The organism is Roseateles toxinivorans (assembly GCF_004362525.1).
Classification (GTDB): Bacteria; Pseudomonadota; Gammaproteobacteria; order Burkholderiales; family Burkholderiaceae_C; genus Paucibacter; species Paucibacter toxinivorans.
In genome coordinates, this window is the sequence record NZ_SNXS01000004.1 from 85,142 (window position 1) to 108,698 (window position 23,557).

At 66.9% G+C, this 23,557-nt stretch carries 15 protein-coding genes; 5 read left to right on the plus strand and 10 right to left on the minus strand.

Annotated features, from left to right (window positions below; all coding sequences use genetic code 11):
- Positions 1-7 precede the first annotated feature (7 nt).
- Together DES47_RS15610 and DES47_RS15615 are read right to left on the minus strand one after the other, a co-directional pair.
- Positions 8-946, minus strand: a complete 939-nt coding sequence (locus DES47_RS15610) for an MBL fold metallo-hydrolase (RefSeq protein WP_133701670.1) — start codon at positions 944-946, stop codon at positions 8-10.
- 11 nt (positions 947-957) lie between these two features.
- Positions 958-3,246: a TonB-dependent receptor plug domain-containing protein gene (locus tag DES47_RS15615; RefSeq protein WP_133701671.1), complete on the minus strand. Its 2,289-nt coding sequence runs from the start codon at positions 3,244-3,246 to the stop codon at positions 958-960.
- Between the two features lie 189 nt (positions 3,247-3,435).
- Here DES47_RS15615 and DES47_RS15620 point away from each other — a divergent pair, with 189 nt between their 5' ends.
- Positions 3,436-6,270, plus strand: coding sequence for a GGDEF domain-containing protein (locus DES47_RS15620; protein WP_166652023.1), 2,835 nt, complete (start codon positions 3,436-3,438; stop codon positions 6,268-6,270).
- Between the two features lie 12 nt (positions 6,271-6,282).
- Here the strand turns inward: DES47_RS15620 and DES47_RS15625 are convergent, their stop codons facing one another.
- The 3 genes from DES47_RS15625 to paeA all read right to left on the minus strand — a co-directional run bounded on the left by DES47_RS15625 (position 6,283) and on the right by paeA (position 10,007).
- Positions 6,283-6,942 carry a PEP-CTERM sorting domain-containing protein gene (locus DES47_RS15625; protein ID WP_166652024.1) on the minus strand — a complete coding sequence of 220 codons (660 nt, stop codon included), beginning with the start codon at positions 6,940-6,942 and terminating at the stop codon, positions 6,283-6,285.
- A gap of 87 nt (positions 6,943-7,029) precedes the next feature.
- Positions 7,030-8,646 carry a serine hydrolase domain-containing protein gene (locus tag DES47_RS15630; RefSeq protein ID WP_133701674.1) on the minus strand — a complete coding sequence of 539 codons (1,617 nt, stop codon included), beginning with the start codon at positions 8,644-8,646 and terminating at the stop codon, positions 7,030-7,032.
- 41 nt (positions 8,647-8,687) lie between these two features.
- Positions 8,688-10,007: a polyamine export protein PaeA gene (gene paeA / locus DES47_RS15635; RefSeq protein ID WP_133701675.1), complete on the minus strand. Its 1,320-nt coding sequence runs from the start codon at positions 10,005-10,007 to the stop codon at positions 8,688-8,690.
- A gap of 190 nt (positions 10,008-10,197) precedes the next feature.
- On the opposite strand from paeA, the gene DES47_RS15640 reads away from it, so the two are divergent.
- Complete coding sequence (locus DES47_RS15640; RefSeq protein ID WP_133701676.1) at positions 10,198-11,016, plus strand: DUF3047 domain-containing protein; 819 nt, start codon at positions 10,198-10,200, stop codon at positions 11,014-11,016.
- Here DES47_RS15640 and DES47_RS15645 read toward each other — a convergent pair whose 3' ends face one another.
- From DES47_RS15645 to DES47_RS15665, 5 genes are all read right to left on the minus strand, one after another.
- On the minus strand, positions 11,017-11,271 hold the full coding sequence (locus DES47_RS15645) for a VF530 family protein (protein ID WP_133701677.1): 255 nt from the start codon (positions 11,269-11,271) through the stop codon (positions 11,017-11,019).
- A 9-nt stretch (positions 11,272-11,280) separates the two neighbouring features.
- Entirely contained in the window at positions 11,281-15,213 is a 3,933-nt protein-coding gene (locus DES47_RS15650) for a sensor histidine kinase (protein WP_133701678.1), read from the minus strand.
- Between the two features lie 141 nt (positions 15,214-15,354).
- Positions 15,355-16,212 carry a pantoate--beta-alanine ligase gene (panC, locus tag DES47_RS15655; RefSeq protein WP_133701679.1) on the minus strand — a complete coding sequence of 286 codons (858 nt, stop codon included), beginning with the start codon at positions 16,210-16,212 and terminating at the stop codon, positions 15,355-15,357.
- Between the two features lie 8 nt (positions 16,213-16,220).
- Positions 16,221-17,060 (minus strand): 3-methyl-2-oxobutanoate hydroxymethyltransferase, encoded by an 840-nt coding sequence (panB, locus tag DES47_RS15660; protein WP_133701680.1) that lies wholly within the window; start codon positions 17,058-17,060, stop codon positions 16,221-16,223.
- A gap of 38 nt (positions 17,061-17,098) precedes the next feature.
- A complete protein-coding gene (locus DES47_RS15665; protein WP_133701681.1) occupies positions 17,099-19,507 on the minus strand; it encodes a YgiQ family radical SAM protein in 2,409 nt (802 codons plus the stop codon).
- A 263-nt stretch (positions 19,508-19,770) separates the two neighbouring features.
- Here DES47_RS15665 and DES47_RS15670 point away from each other — a divergent pair, with 263 nt between their 5' ends.
- The 3 genes from DES47_RS15670 to DES47_RS15680 all read left to right on the plus strand — a co-directional run bounded on the left by DES47_RS15670 (position 19,771) and on the right by DES47_RS15680 (position 23,461).
- The gene (locus tag DES47_RS15670) at positions 19,771-21,990 is read left to right on the plus strand and encodes a TonB-dependent receptor plug domain-containing protein (RefSeq protein ID WP_166652025.1); all 2,220 of its coding nucleotides are present in this window, start codon (positions 19,771-19,773) and stop codon (positions 21,988-21,990) included.
- 9 nt (positions 21,991-21,999) lie between these two features.
- A complete protein-coding gene (locus tag DES47_RS15675; RefSeq protein ID WP_133701683.1) occupies positions 22,000-22,755 on the plus strand; it encodes a substrate-binding periplasmic protein in 756 nt (251 codons plus the stop codon).
- Positions 22,756-22,909: 154 nt separating this feature from the next.
- The gene (locus DES47_RS15680; RefSeq protein WP_425057454.1) at positions 22,910-23,461 is read left to right on the plus strand and encodes a chalcone isomerase family protein; all 552 of its coding nucleotides are present in this window, start codon (positions 22,910-22,912) and stop codon (positions 23,459-23,461) included.
- Positions 23,462-23,557 lie beyond the last annotated feature (96 nt).

Genomic DNA, 23,557 nt, shown 5'->3' on the forward strand with positions numbered 1-23,557 from the left:
ATCAGGATCAAGGGGCGGGGCGGCGCTTGTTGCCGGTCAATTCTGCCTGCATGTCGCGCACATTGCGCGGCCCGAGGTTTTTGAAATAGGCCCAGCCGCCATAGCTGGGCGTGAGCTGGGCGAGAGCCGCGGCCTGCAGCGCCTCGCCGTCCTTGCCGGCATCGAGCTGCTGCTTGACGGCTGCCTGCAGGTCGCCGAGGTAGCGCTGAAAGTCCTGCACATCGCCGGCCGATCCCACATCGCCATGGCCGGGCACGAAGACGGCCGTGGCCGGCTGTCCCTGGCGCAGCGTGTCCAGTGTGCGTATCCAGTCGGCCGTGTGGGCGTCTATCAGGTTCGGTATCGCGCGGCGCCAGAACAGGTCGCCGGCGAACACCACGCCGGCGTCGACGACGCTGACCACCGCATCGCCACCGGTATGGCCCGGCAGCGCCTTGATCAGCAGGGTGCGCTGGCCCAGGTTCAGCCGCATCTCGCTGTCGAAGCCGATCTGCGGCGGCGCCAGCGCGGCCACCTGGGTCTGCCCCTCGGCCGTGGGCGTGGCGCCGAAGAACTTCAGGTTCTCCGTGTTGATCCAGCGGGCCATGTTCTTGTGCCCGACGATCACCGCCCCTGCCTGGGCGAACACCGCGTTGCCGGCCACATGGTCGATGTGATAGTGGGTGTTGATCAGATAGCGTATCGGCAGCGGTGTCAGCCTGCGCACCTCGGCCAGCAGCGCCTGCGTGGCCTTCGGTTTGTACAGACTGTCGATGATGGCCACCGCCTCCTCGCCGATGACGATGCCCGCATTGGCGCCCGAGTCGCCGTTGGCGTTGTCTATCACCGCATAGACCTTGGGTGCGACCTGCTTCAAGGTGAAGGGCAGGGGCTGGGCCTCGCAAGCCAGGCTGGTGAACACCAGCGCGGCAAACAGCAGCAGGGCGGGACGGCGTTGCGGGTGCATAGGGCGTGCTCCTAGAGTTTCATCTCCAGCCGCAGACCCCAATTGATGTGCGAGCGGTTGGCGCTCTCATTGTCCTGGCGCTGGGTGTCGTTGATCAGGCTGCTGGTCGTCAGATAGTCGCGCGGCGCCAGGTTGTTGGCGCTGAAGCGCAGCTGGGTGCCGGCGTCGACGAACCACAGCACGAAGGCATCGGCGACGACCTTGCTGCCCACCGAACTGCTGGAGATATCGCTGAGGCGCAGCTTGTAGGCGGGCGTGATGTTGATGCTGGCGCCCAGGCTCAGCGGCAGGCCGCGCAGCTTGTAGTCGGCGCCGAAATTGGCGGTGCCCTTGGGCTGGCCTTCGAGGCGGTTGTTCGGGCCGGGCACCTGGTCCACCTTGGAATCGAACAGGCTCAGGTTGGCGCGCAGCTGTACCGGCAGGGCGTCATCCATCATCTCGTCGAGGCGGAACTTGGCCTCGAGCTCCAGCCCCTGCGTCGTTGCGTTGCCGACGTTCTGCGGCCGCGACACCCAGCGCTTCTGCGCCGACCAGCTCACATCCTCCAATGAGACGACATTGCGTATCAGATCGCTGATGCGGCGGTGGAACAGATTGGCACTGAGCAGCCCGCCCTTGGACAGATAGTGCTCATAGGCCAGCTCGATGCCGGTGGCCAGCTCGGGCTTCAGGTTCGGGTTGCCGGCGCGGTCTGGGCTGCCGATTTCGTTGCCGCCGGTCGGGAAGCGTTGCGAAATGCTCGGCCGGGCGATCAGCTCCTGCAGGCTGGCCGCCTTGTAGCTGCGCGTCAGGCTGCTGCGGATCTGGTTGCGGCTTTTCTCGTCGGGCTTCCACACCCCATGCAGCAGCGGTGTCAGCACATGGCTGGTGTTGCGGGCCTGGTAGCTGGCGCTGTCGCTGCTCGTCTTGATGCCTTCCCAGCGCAGGCCGGCATAGGCCGAGATCTGCTTGCTGGGGTTCCATTCGTCCTGCACATAGCCGGCGACGCGGCGCGAAGAGGCGCTCAGGTCGTCACCGAACTCGGTCAGTATCGGCAGTCCGTTCTGCAGGGTCGTGCGACCCTGCAGGCGGCGGCTGCTCTCCAGCTCCAGGCCGCCGACCAGACTGTGTTCGGTCTCCAGTTGGTGCGAGACCTTGGCATTCAGGCTCCAGTTGTTCTCGCGGTTGCGGGTGCTGTCGTCGACGCTGCGGGTCTGCGTGCCGGCGCTGTCAAATTCCCGCCGCAGGCCTTGACTGCTGAAGCGGCCGGTGCCCAGGCCGCCGCGGGCTTCCAGCCGGGTGCCAGCACTCAGGCGCTTCTGCCACTGGGCATTGCCGCGCAGCAGCTTGAAGGTGCCGTCGCCCGTGCTGCTGTAGCTGGCATAGGGCTGCTCGGTGGCGGTGCCGGTCTGCACCAGGGTGCGGCCGGCCTCGTTGCTGCCCCGGCTGAGAATCATGAAGGGCATCAGTGTCAGCGATTCGCCCTCGGCCAGCGGTATCTGCAGCCGCGCGTTGACATTGACGCCCTCGCGCTGCTCCAGCGAGTAGCCGGTCTCGTGCTGGTCCAGCACCTGGGCGCCGCTGGCCAGGTCGTACCAGCGCGTGCGCGTGTCGGCATCGTCCCAGCGGTTGCTGCGGTTGAGCGAGACGGTCAGCGTGTAGGCACCCTTGTCGCCGAGCTTGTTGTTGCGCGTCCACGAGGCATTGGGCGAGACGCGGCCGGCCTCGATGCCGACGCCGGCACGCACCTCGTTGAGCGTCTTTTTCAGCGCCTCCTTGAGCACGATATTGATCGTGCCGGCCACCGCCCGGGCACCATACTCGGCGGTCGGCGCACGCATCACCTCGATGCGCTCCAGCTGGTCGGGCGGCAGATTGTCCAGCGAGAAGCCCGGCGGCATGCGCTCGCCATTGACCAGCAGCTGGGTGTAGCCACCGCCCATGCCGCGCATGCGCACATCGCCACCGCGGCCGGGCCGCCCGCCGGTGGTCACGCCGGGCAGGCGCTTGAGCACCTCGCTGACCGAACTGTCGCCGAAGCGCTCGATCTCCTCGCGGCTGATGACGATCTTGGCCGCGGTCGAGCCGCGGCGCTGCTCGGTGTCACTGGCCGTGCCGCTGACTTCAACCTTCTCAAGCTGGGCCGGCGTGGCAGCAGGGACCTGGCGTGGCCCGGATCGTGCTGGCGTGCTGGCGGCGCTGGCCGGAGCCGAGGCCGCAGCAGCGGGGCGGGTTGCCTGGGCCTGGGCTTGAGTCAAGAAGCCGCTGGCGGCGAGCAGGGCCAGGGCCTGGGCGAGTGGGTGCAGCTGTACAGGGGGCATGTCGGGATGGGTCTTGGCGGCGGAGGCAAGGCCCGCATTGTCTGGTGCGAGAGGGGGCTTTGCCCGTCTCTTTTGAATTCTTTACACCGCTGTGCGCTGTGCGCCGCGATCTTCAACCCTGGTTTGTGCGCTGTTCAAACCGCCGCTTCCGGTGCAAAGTGCTTGTCGACAGGGGGTAGTGCCGTGGAGATGTTTGCACTGAACGACGAGGTGGCGCGGTTGCAGGCCGAGCTGGCTGGCCTTGGGGGCCAGCCCGACCGTGCCGGCCTGCGGGCGATGGTCACCCTGGCCTGGTATTTGCGCCAGCGCGATACCGCCCAGGCCCTGCAACTGGCCGACCGGGCCCGGGCGCTGCTTCGCGGGGCAGACGATGCCGAGGCCCATGGCCTGGCGGTTCGCCTGAAGCTGGTCTATGGGGAGGCCAAGTGGCTGTATGCCGAACTTGGCGAGGCTCAGGCACTGGCGCAGCGGGCACTGCAGGACTTCGGTGCGCTGGGCGACCCCGTCGGCTGCGCGGATGCGCACTGGCTGCTCAGCTGCATCGCCGTTGATCAGGGCTGGCGCGACCGCGTCGAGGCCGAGCTGGAGGCCGCCGCCCTGCAGGCGCGCGAGGCCGCCGACCATGGGCGCCTCGCGCTGATCGAGAGCGAGCTTGCGCGCCATCTGGCTTTCCAGAACTGGCGCTTGGCCGCGGCGCGCTGGGACCGGCGGCTGCGGCCCATCGACAGTCAGACGCCGCCGGCCCTGCTGGCCGTGCTGTGCGACTATCGCAGCGCCATGTGCTCGTTTTCCGGCGATCCGGGCGGTGCGCTGAGCCATGCGATCAAGGCCTTTGACGCGGCGCAGCAAAGCGGGCAGATCCGCCGCGCCATCGTCGCTGCCAGCAATGCCGGCTATGAGCTGAGCAGCCTCAACGATCAACATGCGTCGCTGGAATGGATGCAGCGCAGCCTGGACCTGGCCCGGCCCACCGGCTGGCCGGCCAGCGTGGGCCGCAGCCTGCAGCAGACGGCCGACACGCTGGTGCAGCTGGGCCGGCTCGATGCCGGCCAGGAACTGCTCGCCGAGGCCTTGCAGATGCTGGCCCCGCTGGCCGGCTCGCGTGCCTATGCCATCGCGCTGTGCTCGGCCGGCCATCTGGCCCATGCCCAGGGCGACCATGGCCGGGCCTACGACTGCTATTGCCAGGTGCAGCAGCGTGCCGAGGCACTGAGTCAGACGGACTTCCACATCATGGGCATGCTGGGCCAGGCACAGAACCTGTTCCGGCTCGACCAGCCGCTGCGGGCGCTTGAAGTGGCGCTCAGCGGCCTCGCCCTGGCCCGAGAGCAGCACGATGTGTTCCATCAGATCGAGCTGCTGCGCCTGCTGGCCGAGATCCATGCCAGCCAGCCGCTGCCGCTGGCCGGTGCCGATGGTGTGCCCGCGGTCCACCCGACCCTGCAATGCGAGCTCAAGGGCGCGGTGGTCAATGCGCCGCTGCATTTTCTGGAGCAGGCGCTGACGCTGGCGTCCGGCATCGAGGGCTATTCGGTCACCGGCGACCTGCTCGATGCGCTGGCCCGCGAGTACGCGAATGTCGGCTCCTATCTGTCGGCCTACAACATCTGCCAGCAGGCCAACCAGGCACGCGAGAAGATCCGCAGCCAGAAGGCGACCAACCTGTCCATCGTCATGCAGGTCCAGCACCAGACCGAGCAGGCCCGCGCCGAGGCCGAGCACCTGCGCCAGCTGGCCGCCTCCGAGGCCGGCCGAGCCGAGGTCTTGCAGCAGACCGGCATGACACTGCTCACGCTGGGGGCCATCGGGCAGGAGATCACCGCCAATCTGGATCAGGCGGCCGTGTTCCAGGCGCTGGACCGCCATGTGCACAGCCTGCTGGACGCCACCTGCTTCATGGTCTACCTGCTCGACGAGGCCGGCGACACGCTGGAAATGGCCTTTGGCATGGAAGATGGCAGGCCGTTGCCGCACCGCCGTCTGGCCCTGGCAGACAGCCCTACGCAGACCGCGCTGTGCGCGCGCGAGCGTCGCGAGATCAAGCTGGACGTCAGTCCCGACAGCGCCGACTGTGCGACGCTGATCCCCGGCACCCTGCCGACGCTGAGCCTGCTGTTTGCGCCGCTGGTCGTGCATGACCGGCTGCTGGGCGTGATGAGCCTGCAGTCGCCCCGCCCCCAGGCCTATGCGGAGCGCGAGCAGCTGATCTTCCGCAACCTCTGCGCCTATGGCGCGATCGCCCTGGACAACGCCGCCGCCTACCGCCAGCTCCATGCCACGCTGGGCACGCTGCGCGAGACGCAGGCGCAGCTCTTGCAGAAGAACCTGGAGCTGGAGCAGGCCAATTGCGCGCTGGAGCAGGTCAGTCTGACCGATACCCTGACCGGCCTGCGCAACCGCCGTTTCCTGCAGCAGCAGCTGGACGGAGACGTGGCCATCACCCTGCGCCAGCACGAGGAGTGGCTGAAGGCCGGCGGCCATGGGCCGAACCCCGACAACGACCTGATCTTCTTCATGGTGGACCTGGACCAGTTCAAGAAGGTCAATGACCACCACGGCCATGCGGTCGGCGACCGGCTGCTGGTGCAGATGCGCGAGCGCCTGCTGGAGGTGTTCCGCGAGTCGGACTACCTGGTGCGCTGGGGCGGCGAGGAGTTCCTGGTCGTTGCGCGCGCCAGCAAGCGCGAGGACGCGCCGACCCTGGCCGAGCGCATCCGCAAGGCCGTGGCCGACCGGCATTTCGACCTCGGTGACGGCGTGCACCTGGCCAATACCTGCTCACTGGGCTTCGCCTGCTACCCCTTCATTCCCAAGCACCCGCAGCTGCTCAGCTGGCATCAGGTGGTGGAGCTGGCCGACCAGGGCCTCTACATGGCCAAGCGCGCCGGCCGCAATGCCTGGTTCGGCCTGGTGGGCAAGGAGCGCCACGACAACAGCTCGATGTTCGAACGCCTGATGCGCGGCGCCGAACAGGCGGTGCATGCCGGCGAGCTGCAGGTGGTCAGCAGTCTGAGTCAGGCCTGAATCCGTCTTGAATCAGGCCTGGCGCTTGCGCCGGGAAGCCAGGCCGCCCACGACGGTCAGGCCAGCCAGCAGCAGCAGCACGCTGGCCGGCTCGGGCACCGGCAGGGTGGCGATCGACACATCGTCGATCAGGTTGGCGCGCGAACCGGGCGCAAGGCCGGCCGCCGTGTCATCGGAGAACACCGACACGCTGGCCAGACCGGTCATCGAGGTGACGCCGAAGAATACAGGGGTGAAGGGGGTCAGGGTGGTCAGCGCATAGCGGGTGGTGCCACCGCCGACGTAGCTGACATCGATGATGGCCCATTCGGCGCCGTTCAGGTCCAGGTCATCAAAGGCGAAGCCCATCACCGGCTGCATGAAGTCGAAACGCAAGGTGGTGAAGGCGTTGTAGGTATCGCCAACCGAACCCCACAAGGCGCCGCCATAGGCCTGGCCATGGGGATCCTGCCCCACCGTGCCGACATCGGCCAGATGACCGACCGCCGACGACAGGATGTTGACCATGCCGTCGGTGTTGAAGTTGTAGTCGTAGCGGTTGGGGACGGCGGCATTGAAGTCGGCGCGGGTGGCGTGAATCGTCTGGGCGCCGGCCGTTGCGGCGGCCGCCAGGCCGATGACCAGCAGGGCGGCGCGCGCCAGGCCTGCCAATGAAGATGTGGAAGCACTCATGCTGATCCTCCTGCTTGCGTTGAGACAGGCAGTCATGGTGGAGTGGGGCGGCAGGCCCCGCCATCCCTAGCTTGACGGGCCTGCGCGTCAGCTGCGCTGCAACAGCAGGTTTCTGACCCGACTGGTGTCCACCAGCAGGCCCGTGACGCGGCCTCGCGCGTCGCGCTGCGGACGCAGCAACTGGCTGCTCTTCATCCAGTAGAGCTGGCCCTGCAGCTCGACCACCTCACTGCTCAGGCCACGCAGCGTCCACAGCCCGCCGTCGGCCAGCACCGGGCCGCTGATCTGTGCCTGCAGGGTGCCGTCATCCCCCGGCGCAGCGGCGATCACCCAGTGCACGCCGTTGTGTTCGCAGCGGTAGCTGCCGGCAAGATCGGCGGGCAGGGCCGGGCGCTCGATCATGCGTGTGAAGCGTTGCGTGAGGCCGGCGCCGACCTCCACCTCGAGCAGCTCGGCCGAGCTCGGCCGCAGCTTGAATTCGTAGGCCCCGCGCAGCGGCACCCAACTGCCGTCGGCGGCCGGGGTCAGCTGGAAGGGCATGCCCCACTGCGTGGCGATCAGCTTGCCGTCCCTGACGGCCAGCTCCAGCAGCGCCGGTTCGGGCTGTCCGGCATGGGGGGCGCTGAACCATTCGCCAATGAGCGAGGCCATGTCCATTGCCGCGTCGACATAGGCCGGCAGGGCCAGCACCTCGGCCGCCACCTCGCGGGCGATGCGGTAGGGTTCCAGATGGCCGCCATTGGCGATCACCACCACGGTCAACCCGGCCTCGGGCAGGCGCAGGAACTCGGTCTTGAAGCCCGGCCACAGCCCGCCATGGCCCAGCGTGGCCAGGCCGGCGAAGCGCCCCAGTTCTACGCCCCGAGCATAGAGGCTGGCCTGGCCGCCGCTGAGCGTCGTCGGTGCCGCCAACAGGGCCGGCAGATCGAGCGGCGCCAGCCGCGCCTGCTCGAATTGGCGGCTCCACAACAGCAGGTCCTCGACGGTGGAAACCATGCCGCCCTCGCCGCCCTGCTCGAAGCCGTGCAGCGCGCGGCGGTAGCCGCCGTCCGGCGCCTGCAGGTAGGCGCTGGCCAGCTGCGCCACCGGCTGGTCGATTTCGCAGCACATCGCCGTGCGCTTCATGCCCAGCGGCTCGAAGATGCGCTGTTGCAGGAACTCGGCCAGGCTCTGGCCCGAGATGCGTTCGACGATCAGGCCGAGCAGCAGGAAGTTGGTGTTGCAGTAAAGAAAGCGGCTGCCCGGCGCAAAGCTCAGATGGCGGTTGGCGGTGATCAGCTGCAGCATGCGCGCGCGGCTCAGATGCAGGTCCAGGCCGACCCCGCCCAGGCGTAGCATTTCCAGAAAGTCCGGCAGGCCGCTGCAGTTACGCATCAGATGCTCCAGCGTCACCACGGCGGGCAGTTCAGGCAATTCCGGCAGATGCCGTCGCATATCGTCGTTCAGGCCCAGGCGCCCTTCGGCGGCCAGCATCAGCACCGCGCTGACGGTGAACTGCTTGGACACCGAGGCAATGCGGAACACCGTGTCGCCGCGTATCGGCAGGCCGTGCTCCAGGCTGGCCAGGCCATAGCCCTTGCTCAGCAAGACCTGGCCCTGGTGCAGCACGCCGACGGCATAGCCGGGCACGGCCTGGCCCTGCTGGGCGGCAAACAAAGCGTCAATGCGGTTTTCGAGTGACAGGCTGTCTATGGAGAAGGGCATGGTTCAAACCTGGAGGATGAGCTGGCGTGCGGGAGACGGCCTCAGGCCGTGGCGGGCGCGGTCGCCGGCGGGATGCGGGTGACCATCACCTGGTCGATCTTGTAGCTGTCAACGTCAAGCACCTCGAAGCGCAGGCCGGCCAGGGTGACGGTGTCGGTGCGGCGAGGGATACGGCGCAGCATCACCATCAGAAAGCCGGCTAGCGTGTCGTACTGGCCGCGATGCGGCAGCTCGTCGATATCGCAGGCGCGCATCACATCGACGATGGGCGTCACGCCGTCGATCAGCCAGGAACCGTCGTCGCGCTTGACGATCTGTTCCTCGTCGTGCGACTTGACCAGGTCGCCCATCACCGTGCTCATCACGTCGTTGAGGGTGATCACTCCGACCACCAGGCTGTACTCGTTGACGATGACGGCGAAGTCCTCATGCACCTGGCGGAACTGCAAGAGCACCTCGGACAGTGTCAGCCGGTCGGGCACCATCAGCACCTTCTTCAACAGGCCATGGCTGTGCGAGGCGCGCAGGTCTATGGGCTCGTTGTTGAGCACCAGCTGGAACAGGTCGGTGGCATCCACATAGCCGACCACCTCGTCGATGTTCTCGTCGCAGACCAGATAGGTCGAGTGCGGCTCGGCGGCGATGCGCGTGCGTATCGTCTCCTCCGAGTCGTCCTGCAGCAGATAGACGATGCGCTCGCGTGAGGTCATGGCCGACTCGACGGTGCGGGTCTCCAGCTCGAACACATTGCTGATCACCTGCTGGCCCTGGTGGCCCAGCACGCCGGCCTCGGTGCCGGCGGCGGCCATTGCCATGATGTCGTCGGTGGTGACGCTGTCGTCGCGCTGCACCGGCAGGCCCAGCAGGCTGAACACGCTGTTGACCAGGCTGTTGAACACCCAGACCACCGGCTTGAGCACCGTCATGCAGACCTGCATGGGCCCTATCACCCGCATCGCCATCTGCTCGGGCTGGTTCATGCCAAGGCGCTTGGGGCAAAGATCGGCGAACAGGATGAAGAAGGAGGTGATGCACAGGAACGAGACAACGAAGCCCGTGGTGGCTGCCGCCGGAGCCGACATCAACAGGCCGAACAGGGCCTCGAAATGCGGCGTCAGCGCACCCTCGCCAACGATGCCGCCGAGTATGGCCACCGCGTTCAGCCCGATCTGCACCACCGCGACATAGTGGCCCGGATGGCTCTGTACCTGGAGCACCGCCTCGGCCCGGCCGTCGCCCTCATCGGCCAGCTGGCGCAGCTTCAGCCGGCGTGCGGCGGCCATGGAAATCTCGGCAATGGAGAAGAAGGCGCTGGTGGCCACCAGCAACAGGATGACGAGCAGGCTTGCAGTGAGGCTCATGGCAAGAGTGTAACGAGCGACTTGTGGCTGCTGGCAGCGGATGTGCGGTTTTTGGCGCTTGGCCAGCGCAGTCGCGGGAGGTCCGGGCGATGGCGTGTTTTTGTCACATTGACGACGCAACTGGGCCCTAGATTGGTCGAAAAGCGGGGCAGCTCCGTCCTGTTCAAAGTCCCTCGCTCAAAGGTCTGTCATGAGCTCCATTGCCCACCCCATCGCCCCTGCCGATCTGCAACGCCGCCGCCTGTGCCTGGGGCTGCCGGCCCTGGCCCTGGGCGGCATGCTGGGCGGCTGTGCCAGCGGGCCGACGACCGGAGCGGAGCCCGCCGTCACCGCAGCGCCCGGTGCCGTGGTGCCTTTTTCCAGTGCCGCGGCCGATGGCAGCCTGCCGTGCGGCTGGGCCCCCTATGTGATGAGGCGTGACCTGCCGCGCACCCGGTACCAGACCTGCCACCAGGACGGCAAGACCGTGCTGCATGCCCAGGGCACCGGCACCAGCTCGGGCCTGCAGTGCCAGGTCAGCGTCGATCCTGTGCAGACGCCCTGGTTGCGCTGGCAGTGGCGGGTCAACGAGATGGATGCACGAGCAACCATCGATGATGAGGACCTGTCGGACACGCCGACGCGCATCATCGTCGGCTTCGAGGGCGATATGTCGCGCCTGTCCTTCCGCGACCGGCTGGTCTTCGAGCAGGTCGAGCTGTTCACCGGCCACAAGCTGCCCTTCGCGACGCTGATGTACGTCTGGGACGGCCAGTTGCCGGTCGAGCATGTGCGGCAGCATGAGCGCACCGGCCGCGTGCGCTATCTGGTGGCCGAGAGTGGCCAGACCCAGCTGCGCCAATGGCTGGCGGTGGAGCGCAATGTGATGGCCGACTATGAGCGCGTGTTCGGCGAGGCGCCGGGCCGCATCAGCAGCGTCGGCGTGTTGACCGACAGCGACGATCTCAAGTCGCCCACCGAGGCCTGGTACGGCGACATCGGATTCTTCGGGCGCCCAGCCAACGCCTGATCAAGCCCGCGACTGGCGCGCCTGCTCGCGCAACATATAGCCGTAGAGCCCTTCCACCTTCTCGCGCGCCCAGGGCGTCTTGCGCAGGAACTTCAGGCTGGACTTGATGCTGGGCTCATGGGTGAAGCAGCGGATGTTGATCTGCAGACCGAGTTCGTCCCAGCCAAAGAAGTCCACCAGGCGGGTCAACATGGCTTCGAGGGTGACACCGTGCAGCGGGTCGCGTGACGGGGCGGGGGGCTTGGGCTCGGACATGCGCCATTATCAAGGCGCGGCCGGCGAGATGGTCGTCTGGCCTGGCTGGGCGGCCTCGGCCTCCAGGTCCAGCGGCAGATCCAGCGTGAAGCGGGTGCCACGGCCCGGCGCGCTGTCGAGCTCGATCTGGCCGCCCAGCAGGCTGGTGACGATGTTGTAGCTGATATGCATCCCCAGGCCGCTGCCGCCCTGGCCGAACTTGGTGGTGAAGAAGGGTTCGAACACCCGTTTCTGATGCTCGGCGGCAATGCCCAGGCCATCGTCCTCGAACTCGATCAGCACCCGCCCGGCGCGCGGCTGGCTGGCGCGCAGCCACATATGGCCCTGCTCCCGGCCTTCGAAGCCGTGCAGCATCGCGTTGTTGACCAGATTGGCCAGCACCTGACCCAGCGGGCCCGGATAGCTGTTCATCATGATGCCCTCGGGGACTTCCACGCTGATCTGATGGCCCGACTTGTTGATCTTGCTCATCAAGGTGGACAGCAGCTCGTTGCAGGTGCGCAGCAGGTCGAAGCGGCGCTGCTGGGCACTGGTCTGATCGACCGCCACCTGCTTGAAACTGCTCACCAGCTCGGCCGCGCTGTGCAGGCTGCGCATGATGATGGCGGCTGCATGCTCGGCCATCTCGCAATAGGTGTTCAGGTCCGAGCGCTTCATGCTGCCGGCCTGCAGCTGGCCCATCAGGGTGGTGGTGTGCTCGTGCAGGGTGCTGGCCACCAGCAGGCTGTTGCCGATCGGGGTGTTCAGCTCATGGGCCACACCGGCCACCATGGCGCCCAGCGCGGCCAGCTTCTCCTGGGCCACCAGCTGGGTCTGGGCGCTTTGCAGCTGCATGAAGGCCTGGGCATTCTCCAGCGCCACAGCGGCATAGGCGGCCAGGGTGCGCAGCATGTTCAGGTGCACCTCGTCGTAGGCATCGGGCTCGAGGCTGTGCACACTGATCACGCCCAGCACGCGGTCATGTGCGACCACCGGAAGATAGAGCATCGAGCGCTGCAGGCCCGGCTCCGAGCCGTCTTCCAGCCGGATGCCATGGCGCGCGAGGCCGCTGACGTGCGGCTTGGTGATGTAGCTTGGGTAGTCGGTCTCGACATCGCGTATCCAGATCTCCCGCCGCTGCGTCAGGCAGCAGACGGCCAGTTGATCGGGATCACTCAGAGGCCGGCTGTACGGCGCGAAGCGGCGCGTGCCCTCGACACAGAAGTCGTAATCGATGGCCTGGCGTTCCGGCTTGTAGATGCCGAAGCCGAATACGGTCGCGTCCATCAGTTTGGTGACATGCTTGTGCAGGGTGGCCGCAATGTCCTGGGTAACCAGATTGGCGGTGATCTCGCGGCCGATCTCGCTCAGCACCGATATGTTCAAGTGCGCCTGCTGCACTCCATGGGCCTGCTGCAGGGCCTCCGCAGTGCGCGCCTGCACTTGCTGCTCCAGCAACTCTGTCTGCCTTCTCACGGAGCGCATGCGCAGCCGGTAGGCCGCGGCCAGCCCGCCGACCATCAGCAGCAGGGCCGAGAGTCTGGCCCACCAGGTCTGCCACAGCGGCGGGGTGATGGTGATGGTCAGAGTGGCGTCTTCCTGGGTCCATAGCCCATCCTTATTGGCCGCACGCAGATGGAAGACATAGCGGCCCGGATTCAGATTCGTGTACGTGGCGGCACGCTGACCGGCGCCCACCTCGACCCATTCGCTGTCGAAACCCTGCAGCATGTAGGCATAGCGGTTGCGCGCGACATCGGCGAAGTGCAGGGCAGCGAATTCGAGGGTGAACACGCTGTGTCGGTAGGACAGGGTCAGCTCTTGGGCGCGGTTGATCGGTTGCTCCAGCACCAGGCCCTTGGGCAACTGGCCTAGTTGCACCCGCTGGTTGAACACGCGCAGCTCGGTCAGCGCCAGCTGGGGCGGCTTGTCGTTGGCACGCACATGGTCCGGATGGAAGCGTGTGATGCCGCGCACGCCGCCGAAGTAGATGCGTCCATCGCTGTCCTGCAGTCCGGCATTGGCGCTGTAGGAGCCCTCGACCATGCCTTCGCGCGCGGTGTAGTGACGGAAGCTCTCGGTCTGCGGGAAGAAGCGCATCAGGCCGTTGTCGGTGCTCAGCCACAGCACGCCCGACAGGTCCTCGACGATGGCCATGATGCGTTCGCTGACCAGGCCCTGGGCGTGGCCGTAGCTGCGGAAGCGCAGGCTGCCATCGGGCGCGCGCTTGAGCTCGCTCAGGCCCTTGTCGGTGCCTATCCACAGCCGGCCCAGGCGGTCCTGCAGCAGGGCGGTGATGTTGTCGCCGGCCAGGCTTTCGCGGTCACCGGGGCTGTGATGAAAGCGCCTGAAGCGGCCGGTGGCGGCATCGAACAGATTCAGGCCGCCGTTGGTGCCCACCCAGAGCCGGCCCTCGCGGTCTTCCAGCAGGGTCTGCACATTGTCGTGGCTGATGCTTTTCGGATCCGCTGGCTGGTGGATGAAGCTGGCTTCCAGTGCGTCGAACGAGGCCAGCCGATGCAAGCCACCGGCGCTGCCAACCCACAAGGCACCGCTGCGGTCCTTCAGCAGGCACAGCACATTGTTGCTGGTGGCGTTGCGCGCCTGCACGCGGCGTGCGCGGATGTGGCCGGTGGCGGGCTCGAACAGCTCCAGCCCGGTCTCTGTGCCCAGGAGCAGGCGGCCACTGGCCTCGTCGCGCAGCATCGCATGCACGCGCTTGTCGCTCAGGCGCTGGCCCCGGTCGGTGAAGGTGTCTGTGGCCAGATCCAGATGCTTCAGGCCGCCCAGTCCGGCCACCCACAGGCCACCGCGCCCGTCGCCTATCAGGCCGTTGACGACGCGCTCGATCTTGGACTGCTGCGGTGCCAGCGGCGGCAGCACGCGCTCGAAACCGCCACTGCTCAGATCGACCAGATTGATGCCAGCGTCCCAGGTGCCCACCCACAGCGTGCCGGTACGGTCCTGGAACAGGCTGGCCAGTTGATCGTCCGACAGGCTGTGCGGGTCGTCCTGCTGGTGCCGGTGCTGCACAAATCGCTGTCGCTGGGGCGACCAGCGCTTCAGTCCGTCGGAGATGGCCCCCACCCAGACCTGCTCGTCACGGTCCTGCAGCAGTGCGTAGTAGCGGCCGCGTGAAATGCCCTGCTCGGGCGTGAAGCGCAGCCGCGTCGGCTCGGGACCGTTCAGTTCCCAGCGTTCCAGGCCGGCGTAGGTGCCGATCCAGAGCCGGTTCTCGCGGTCCACCATCAGCGTCTGCAGTGTGTTGTGGATGGCGTCGGGCCGCGCTGCGCTGTCCATGTGCAGATGAGCAAAGCCGCTGGCGGCAGGGTCCAGCCGGTCCAGTCCGGCGGCCGTGCCGACCCACAGTCGGCCCTGCTGGTCCAGCGCCAGGCCGCGCACCCGGTCGGAGGCCAGACTGTCGGACCGGTCCGGATCGTGGTGCCAGAAGCGGAAGCTGGACGTCTTCTTGTCGAAGTGTTGCAGGCCGTCCGAACTGCCCAGCCACAGGCCCCAGGCACCGTCGTCGATCAGGTTGCGCAGTTCCAGTCCGGCCGGCCCGCGCAGGCCGGACTGGGGCAGATGGCGCTCGAAGTCGTTGCGCTGGGCGTCGTAGCTGTGCAGGCCGCCATGGGTGGCAATCCACAGCGTGCCGGCGGCGTCCACCAGCAGGGCCTGCACCAGATTGTTGTTCAGGCTGCGCGGGTTGCCGGGGTCATGGCGATAGACGACGAAGCGGTAGCCGTCATAGCGCACCAGGCCGTTCTGCGTGCCCATCCAGATGAAGCCCTGGGCGTCCTGGGCGGTGGACAGCACCGACTCCTGCGGCAGGCCCTGCTCGACGCCGAGGTGCTGGAAGCGCAGGTTCTGCAGCGGCATGGCACCCAGGCCGCCGACCCAGAGCAGCAGGGCGGGCAGGGCCAACCGGCGTAGCAGCAGCGATGCGCGCAGGCAAAAGGACATGGAATGGAGTATGTACCGGGCGGAATCCGGGGACGCGAGCCATTCTCACCCCAAGCGGGGCACCTTTCCTCAGCCCACGGGCTTGTATCGCCCTTGGGCCTTCACCAGGCGGGTCAAGGCTTCCGCCTTGCCCGTCCAGGCTCAGACCTCGATGTTGTCGATCAGCCGGGTGCTGCCCAGCCTGGCGGCGGCCAGCACCACCAGCTCGTCGGGCTGGGTCAGGTCTTGCGCCGAGGGCTCCTGCAGATCGACACGGCGGCGCACACAGATGTAGTCGGGCGCCCAGCCGTGTGCTGCCAGCGCCGCCTGGGCCTGCAGCTCCAGCTGCTGCACGGCGGCCTCGCTGTTCAGCGCGCCGCTGCGCAGGGCCGACTGGATGTGGCGCAACAGACGGTTCAGCTCGGGCGCCTCGGCGCGCTCGGCGGCGCTCAGATAGCCGTTGCGCGAGGACAGCGCCAGGCCGTCATCGGCCCGCGTGGTCTCGCCGGCCAGCATCTCGACGGGCAGGGCGAACTGCCGCACCATCTGGCGCAGCACCATCAGCTGCTGGTAGTCCTTCTTGCCGAACACCGCCACGTCGGGCTGCACGCACTGGAACAGCTTCATCACCACGGTGCAGACGCCGGTAAAGAAGCCGGGGCGGAACTGGCCTTCCAGGATGTCGGCCAGCTCGGCGGGCGGCTGCACCTTGAAGACCTGGGGCTGCGGGTACAACTCGGCCTCGTCCGGCGCGAACAGATAGTCGCAGCCGGCGCCGGCAAGCATCTCGCAATCGCGCTCGAAGGTGCGCGGGTAGCGATCGAAGTCCTCGTTGGGGCCGAACTGCAGCCGGTTGATGAAGATGCTGGCCACCACCGGCCCGCCGTTGGCGGCCGCCACGGCCTGGCGCACCAGGTTCAGATGGCCCTCATGCAGATTGCCCATCGTGGGCACGAACAGGGTGCGGGGGCTGGCCTGCAGCGCCTGGCGCAGGTCGGAGATATTTGGAATGACTTGCATGGGTAAGATTAGAAACCGTGCTGGCCGTTGTCCGGAAACCGGCCCGACTTGACCTCGCTGACGAACAGGCGCACCGCCTGCTCGATGCTGGCGCCCGTGGCCATGAAGTTGCGCACAAAGCGCGGCAGCTTGCCTGCGGTGATGCCCAGCATGTCATGCAGCACCAGCACCTGGGCGGCGGTGACGTTGCCGGCACCGATGCCGACGGTGATCAGCTGCGGGTTCGCCTCGGTGATCTCGGCCGCCAGCGCCGTGGGCACCAGCTCCAGCACCAGCATCGTGGCGCCTGCCTCGCTCAGCTCGCGCGCGTGCTGGCGCAGGGTGGCGGCGCCATCGGCATCACGCCCCTGCACGCGGTAGCCGCCCAGCGCGTGCACGCTTTGCGGAGTCAGGCCCAGATGGGCGCAGACCGGGATGCCGCGCTGGGTCAGGAAGTGCACGGCCTCGGTGGTCCAGCCGCCGCCTTCGAGCTTGATCATCTGCGCACCGGCCTGCATCAGCGCGACGCTGGAGCGCATGCACTGGTCCAGGCTTTCCTGATAGCTGCCGAAGGGCAGGTCGCTGAGCAGCCAGGCATGGCGGTTGCCTCGGGCCACGCAGCGGGTGTGATACGCCATCTCGTCCAGCGTGACCGGCACGGTGCTGGACTGGCCCTGCAGCACCATGCCCAGCGAGTCACCGACCAGCAGGCAGTCGAGCTCGCAGCTGTCCAGCAAACGCGCGAAGCTCGCGTCGTAGCAGGTCAGCATGGTGATCTTCTCGCCCTGAGCCCGCATCTCGCGCAGGCGGTGCAGGGTCATGGCTTTGCGCGCCGACGGCGCTTCAGTGACGGTGGGGTGACTGCTCATGGGGGCGCATTGTCGGCCAAATTGCCCCCACTGCTCCGTCAGCGCTTGATCTTGCGCCCGAGCACCCGGCTCAGGATGGCATCGGTGCGAGCACCGCGAGCCTGAGCCGCGGCGGCCGACAGCGGTTTCGCCCCTGACTTGGTTTTCAACTTCGATGCTGGCTTGGCACTGCCGTTGTCCCGCGGCGGCAGGCCCGTGTGCTGGGTCAGTATCTGACCTTTGGACGGGGTCGAGTTCTTGCGCCTTGCACTCTGGTAGCTGCCATCGGCCGTGGCCGGCTGGTAGGTCGGGATCAGCTGGTGCTTGCCGTTGCCTATCAGGTCGGCCCGGCCCATGTCCTTCAGCGCCTCGCGCAGCAGCGGCCAGTTGTTGGCGTCGTGGTATCGCAGGAAGGCCTTGTGCAGGCGGCGGCGCCGATCGCCGCGGACGATGTCCACCGTCTCGCCCTTGGCCGGGTCGCGCGAAATGCCCTTCAGCGGGTTCTTGCCGGTGTGGTACATCGCCGTGGCCGTGGCCATCGGGCTGGGGTAGAAGGTCTGCACCTGGTCGGCGCGAAAGCCGTTGGACTTCAGCCACAGCGCCAGATTCATCATGTCCTCGTCGCTGGTGCCCGGGTGGGCGGCGATGAAGTAGGGAATCAGGAACTGCTTCTTGCCGGCCTCGGCCGAGAACTTGTCGAACATCTGCTTGAAGCGGTCGTAGGAGCCGATGCCGGGCTTCATCATCTTCGACAGCGGCCCGCCCTCGGTGTGCTCGGGGGCGATCTTCAGATAGCCGCCGACGTGGTGGCTGACCAGCTCCTTCACATACTCGGGCGACTTCACGGCCAGGTCGTAGCGCAGGCCGGAGCTGATCAGTATCTTCTTCACGCCCTTCAGGGCCCGCGCGCGACGGTACATCTTGATCAGCGGCGTGTGGTCGGTGTTCAGGTTCGGGCAGATGCCCGGATAGACGCAGCTGGGCTTGCGGCAGGCGGCCTCGATGGCCGGGCTCTTGCAGCCGATGCGGTACATATTCGCGGTCGGGCCGCCGAGGTCGGAGACCACGCCGGTGAAGCCCTTGACCTTGTCGCGCATCTCCTCGATCTCGCGGATGACCGAGTCCTCCGAGCGGCTCTGGATGATGCGTCCCTCATGCTCGGTGATCGAGCAGAAGGTGCAGCCGCCGAAGCAGCCGCGCATGATGTTGACCGAGAAGCGGATCATTTCCCAGGCCGGGATCTTGGTCGCGCCATCGTGGCTGCCGTTCTCGTCGGCATAGACCGGGTGCGGCGAGCGGGCGTAGTCCAGGTCGAACACGAAGTCCATCTCGGCGGTGGTCAGCGGAATCGGCGGCGGGTTGATCCAGACATCACGGTCGCCGTGGCGCTGCACCAGCGCGCGGGCGTTGCCCGGGTTGGTTTCCAGATGCAGCACGCGGTTCGCGTGGGCATAGAGCACGGCATCGCTCTTCACCTGCTCGTAGGCGGGCAGGCGCAGCACGGTGCGCTCGCGCGGCGGCAGCTTGAACTTGCCCTCGGCCTTGATGGCCGGGTTGCGGTGGAAGGTGATCGGTTGAATGGCCGCACCCATGGGCGAAGCCATCACCTCGCCGGCCTTCTCCCCATCCTCCTTGGCGCAAGTCGAACCCTGGGCCTCGGCCTGCTCCGAGGTGGTCTGGTAGGGGTTGATGTGCTCGTCGATGCGGCCCGGCATGTCCACCTCGGTCGAGTCCAGCTCGAACCAGCCGTCGGCGGTCGGGTCATTGGTGCGGCGCATGAAGGCGGTGCCGCGCACATCGGTGATCTGCTCGACCGGCTCACGGGCGGCCAGGCGGTGGGCGATCTCGACGATGGCGCGCTCGGCATTGCCATACAGCAGCAGATCGCACTTGGCGTCCACCAGGATCGAGCGGCGCACCTTGTCCGACCAGTAGTCGTAGTGGGCGATGCGGCGCAGGCTGCCTTCGATGCCGCCCAGGATGATGGGCACGTCCTTGTAGGCTTCCTTGCAGCGCTGGGAGTAGACCAGCGAGGCGCGGTCCGGCCGCTTGCCGCCGACGTCGCCGGGCGTGTAGGCGTCGTCGCTGCGGATCTTGCGGTCCGCCGTGTAGCGGTTGATCATCGAATCCATATTGCCGGCGGTCACGCCGAAGAACAGATTCGGTTTGCCCAGGGCCTTGAACGGGTCGGCGCTCTGCCAGTCGGGCTGGGCGATGATGCCCACGCGAAAGCCCTGGGCCTCCAGCATGCGGCCGATCACGGCCATGCCGAAGCTGGGGTGGTCCACATAGGCGTCGCCGGTGACGATGATGATGTCGCAGCTGTCCCAGCCCAGCACGTCCATCTCGGCGCGGCTCATCGGCAGGAACTTGGCCTTGCCGAAGCGCTTGGCCCAATAGGGCTTGTAGCCATTGAGTGGCTTCAAGGCGCGGGGAGCGGTGGCCGGGACGGCGAGGGTGGCAGACATGGTGTGACCGGGGTAATTCAGGGGGCAGCGGCCCAGGCGACGCCTGAGTGCAACCCTCTATTGTCCCAGCAATACGGGTTTACAGCTATCTGCCTCGGCAGAGATGGGCCGGTTTGCAGGGACTTTGGCCGGACTTATTGCCCATTTGGCTTGCGCTCGCGCTGGCCGTCGCCCGTCTGATCGGCTTTGTCACGCCAATGCATGACATTCTCAAGATAATCGCGGTTTCTGAAACCTTGGCGCGTCTTGCACGGGCCCCCGTCATGACTGTTGCCTTTTTCTTGCGCCATGCCTGTCTTGCCGCGGCCTTTCCCCTTGGCTCCGCGCTGGCGCAGGCGGCCCGTAGCGAGCCGTCCGAACCGAAGGAGCCCGCGCCCACGCAACTGCAGCGAGTCGAGGTGCAGGCCGCCCAGCGCAGCGACAACGATCTGCGCCGCCAGTCCACCGCCGCCAAGATCGTCTTCAGCCGCGAGGAGCTGACCCGCTACGGCGACACCAATATGAGCGATGTGCTCAAGCGCCTGCCGGGCGTCAATATGCAGGGCGGCGCGCCGCGCATGCGCGGCCTGGGCGCCGGCTTCACGCTGATCTTGATCAATGGCGAGCCGGCACCGCCCGGCTTCTCGCTCGACAATCTGTCCCCCTCGCAGATCGAGCGCATCGAGGTTTCGCGTGGCCCGACGGCCGAGAACAGCGCCCAGGCGGTGGCCGGCACGATCAACATCATCCTCAAGGAGGCGCCGAAGAACCGTCAGCGCGAATGGCGGGGGGGCTTCAACACAGCCCAGGGCCGCGTCACACCCTGGATCAACTTCACCTATGGCGACAAGAGCGGCGACCTCAGCTACTCATTGCCAGTGTCGGCCTATCAAAGCCGCAGTCTGAACGAGACTTCTGTGCAGACGCAGAGCCTGGATGCCCAGGGTGGGCGGCTGGTGCAGGCCGCACGCTATACGGATGACGGCGAGGGCCGCGGCTTCAATGCCTCGCCCCGCCTGGCCTGGCGTTTGGGCGACAACCACAATCTGAGTTGGCAGACCTTCGTCAACCGCCATGACTGGACCAGCGTCGGCAGCAACGTCGTGGAAGTGCAGCAGGGGCAGGGGCCCGTGAGCCGTGACGAGCGCTACCGCAGCTGGGGCCGCTGGCAGATGCTGCGCAGCAATCTGCACTGGACGCGCAATCTGGCCGACAGCCAGAGCCTGGAACTGCGCCTGGGCGGCCAGGGTTGGTCACGCGATGCGGGTTCCCAGCTGCAGGGCAGGGGCGCTGGCGGCCAGCCGGTGCTGGACCAGCACAACCGCAGCTACAGCGAGGAGCAGGGGCTGACCGCCTCGGCCAAGTACAAGCGCCCGCTGTGGGAGGCCCATGCGCTGGCCATAGGCGCCGAGGTCGAGTACCGCCAGCGCAACGACAGCCGCAGCCAGCTCGACAACGGCGTCGAGCAACTGCCCGGCTTCGAGGCGCCGTTCAAATCCAACATCAGCCGTCTGGCGGCCTACGTTCAGGACGAGTGGGACATCAACGCCCAGTGGTCAGGCTATGCCGGCCTGCGCGCCGAGACCATCAGCACAGCCTCCAAGGAGCCTGGCGGCGAGCAACGCAACCGCAGCCAGGTGGTCACGCCCTTGCTGCATCTGGCCTACAAGCCCGGCAAGGGGCGCGACGTGTTGCGCGCCAGCCTGACCCGCAGCTACCGCGCGCCCAATCTGAACCAGTTGCTGGGCCGGCCCAGCGTCAACAGCAATCTCTACCCGACCTCGGGGTCCAATATCGAAAGCAGCCCGGATCGCACCGGTAACCCGAATCTGCGGCCCGAGCTGGCCCTGGGCCTGGACCTGGCGTTTGAAAAGTATCTGCAGGCCGGTGGCCTGCTGAGCATCAGCGCCTTCCACCGCCGCATCGACGGGCTGATTCGCTCGGCCACCACGTTGGAAACGGTGTCCTGGGCGGCCGTGCCGCGCTGGGTGGCGCGACCCACCAATCTGACCGGCGCCAGCACCAGCGGCGTCGAGATGGAGGCCAAGGGCCGTGCCGGCGAGTTGTTTCCCAGCGCCTTCGAAGCCGGCCTGCCGCTGGACCTGCGCGCCAGCCTGAGTTTCTACCGCTCCCAGGTGGCTGGCATCCCGGGGCCGGACAACCGGCTGGAGTCGCAGCAGCCCTATGCGGTCAATCTGGGTTTCGACTACCGGGCCACGGCATTGCCTATCAGCTTCGGTGGCAGCATGGCCTACACCCCTGCCTATGCGGTGCAGCAAAGCATAGAGCAGCGCAATACCCAAGGGCTCAGCCGCAAGTTCGACGCCTATGCCCAGTGGCGCTTCTCGCCGACGATGAGCCTGCGCCTGTCGGCCCGCGATCTGCTGCCGCTGGAAGATTCGAGCAGCAGCAGCTACCTTGATGCCAATGGCAATGAGCAGGGCAGCCAGACCGAGCGCAGACTGGTGCGTTCCGTGGGTCTGCAGCTCGAAATCAAACTTTGAGCGTTTGCCATGTTGAACCGTCGTGACTTGACAACCCTGATCGCGGGCCTGGCCAGCGGCCTGCCCTTGCAGGCGGCCGAGCCCGAACCCAGGTTGCGCGGCTTCACAGAGAACCTGCCGCCCCTGAACTACCAGGAAGAGGACACGCCGCGCGGCTTCAGCGTCGAGTTGCTACGCATGGTGGCGGCCGAGGCGGGCCTTGGCCTGGACATCGAGGTCCAGCCCTGGACGCGGGCGATGCAGTCGGCCAGCCAGACGCCCAACAGCGTGCTGTTCTCGCTGACCCGCCTGCCCGAGCGCGAGGCGCAATTCCAGTGGGTGGGGCCGATCAGCGAGCGCCGCATCGTCATCTACAAACTGACCAGCCGTACCGATCTGCAGATCACCAGCCTGCGCCAGCTGCGCGGCGCCCGTGTCGGCGTGGTGCGCGATTCGGCGGCGGCCAAGCAGTTGCTGGCCGAAGGCCTGCGCTCGGACGATGACATCGAATGGGCCCGCGACGATGCCACCAATCTGCGCAAGCTGCTGGCCGGCCGCATGGAGCTGATCGTGCTGCTGGACTGGGCGGCGGCCTGGAATCTGCGCCAGCTGCAACTGCCCTTCGTCACGCTGACCCAGGTGCTGGAGTACGACGCCAGCAAGTCCTACTGGTTCGGCCTGCAGCCCGAAGCCCCGGAGTCGCTGCGCCGCCGCCTGCAGGCGGGACTCGACAAGGTGCGGCGCGACGGCCGCTTTGACGCCTTGAGGCTGCGCTACTTCTCCTGATCGCACAGGAATTCACGCCCCCCGGATGGCCTCTCGGGAAACCCTGATGCGTGGGTCGGGGATAGACACCAGAATCGGGCGGGCGCCCAATCGTGGGGCGCTGACTAGCGAGCGTGCGATGAAACCCCTGTTGAAAACCCTGTCCCTGGTCCTGATGTCGATGGTGTTGGCAAGCAGCGCCTGGAGTGCGCCGGTCGATGTCTATGGTGTCAAATTCGACGAGCAAGTCGAGATGCGTGGCAGCAATCTGCTGCTCAACGGTGCGGGCACCCGCTTCAAGGGGCCGTTCAAGGTCTATGCCGCTGGTTTGTACCTGGGCAAGAAGGTCAGCACACCCGATGAGGTGGTGGCCCTGCCAGGCCCCAAGCGCCTGTCGATCACCATGCTGCGCGGCATTGACGCGGCCGAGCTGGGCAAGCTGCTGACACGGGGCATGGAAGACAATATGGGCAAGGCCGCGATGGCCCCGCTGATCCCGGGCCTGATACGCCTGGGCCAGATGTTCGCCGATCACAAGAACCTGGTCGCCGGCGACAGCTTCACCGTCGAGTGGATTCCGGGCACCGGCACGGTGCTTACCGTCAAGGGCAAGGTCCAGGGCGAGCCGTTCAAGGAGCCCGAATTCTTCAAGGCCCTGATGTGGATCTGGATGGGCCCGGTGCCCGCCGACTGGAAGCTCAAGGACCAGCTGCTCGGCCTCAAGTAGGCGAAGTTGCACCGTGTGAGCAGTTGTAAGGATTGCTGATCCCCGAAACAGGGGGCTAAACACCCTGCATTTCCTGACGATAGAACGTCAAGAGGT

Excerpts from the sequence above, each read along its gene's own strand:
- DES47_RS15610 (WP_133701670.1), bottom strand. The coding sequence starts at position 946 with ATGCACCCGCAACGCCGTCCCGCCCTGCTGCTGTTTGCCGCGCTGGTG.
- DES47_RS15615 (WP_133701671.1), bottom strand. The coding sequence starts at position 3,246 with ATGCCCCCTGTACAGCTGCACCCACTCGCCCAGGCCCTGGCCCTGCTC.
- DES47_RS15620 (WP_166652023.1), top strand. The coding sequence starts at position 3,436 with ATGTTTGCACTGAACGACGAGGTGGCGCGGTTGCAGGCCGAGCTGGCT.
- DES47_RS15625 (WP_166652024.1), bottom strand. The coding sequence starts at position 6,942 with ATGAGTGCTTCCACATCTTCATTGGCAGGCCTGGCGCGCGCCGCCCTG.
- DES47_RS15630 (WP_133701674.1), bottom strand. The coding sequence starts at position 8,646 with ATGCCCTTCTCCATAGACAGCCTGTCACTCGAAAACCGCATTGACGCT.
- paeA (WP_133701675.1), bottom strand. The coding sequence starts at position 10,007 with ATGAGCCTCACTGCAAGCCTGCTCGTCATCCTGTTGCTGGTGGCCACC.
- DES47_RS15640 (WP_133701676.1), top strand. The coding sequence starts at position 10,198 with ATGAGCTCCATTGCCCACCCCATCGCCCCTGCCGATCTGCAACGCCGC.
- DES47_RS15645 (WP_133701677.1), bottom strand. The coding sequence starts at position 11,271 with ATGTCCGAGCCCAAGCCCCCCGCCCCGTCACGCGACCCGCTGCACGGT.
- DES47_RS15650 (WP_133701678.1), bottom strand. The coding sequence starts at position 15,213 with ATGTCCTTTTGCCTGCGCGCATCGCTGCTGCTACGCCGGTTGGCCCTG.
- panC (WP_133701679.1), bottom strand. The coding sequence starts at position 16,212 with ATGCAAGTCATTCCAAATATCTCCGACCTGCGCCAGGCGCTGCAGGCC.
- panB (WP_133701680.1), bottom strand. The coding sequence starts at position 17,060 with ATGAGCAGTCACCCCACCGTCACTGAAGCGCCGTCGGCGCGCAAAGCC.
- DES47_RS15665 (WP_133701681.1), bottom strand. The coding sequence starts at position 19,507 with ATGTCTGCCACCCTCGCCGTCCCGGCCACCGCTCCCCGCGCCTTGAAG.
- DES47_RS15670 (WP_166652025.1), top strand. The coding sequence starts at position 19,771 with ATGACTGTTGCCTTTTTCTTGCGCCATGCCTGTCTTGCCGCGGCCTTT.
- DES47_RS15675 (WP_133701683.1), top strand. The coding sequence starts at position 22,000 with ATGTTGAACCGTCGTGACTTGACAACCCTGATCGCGGGCCTGGCCAGC.
- DES47_RS15680 (WP_425057454.1), top strand. The coding sequence starts at position 22,910 with ATGTCGATGGTGTTGGCAAGCAGCGCCTGGAGTGCGCCGGTCGATGTC.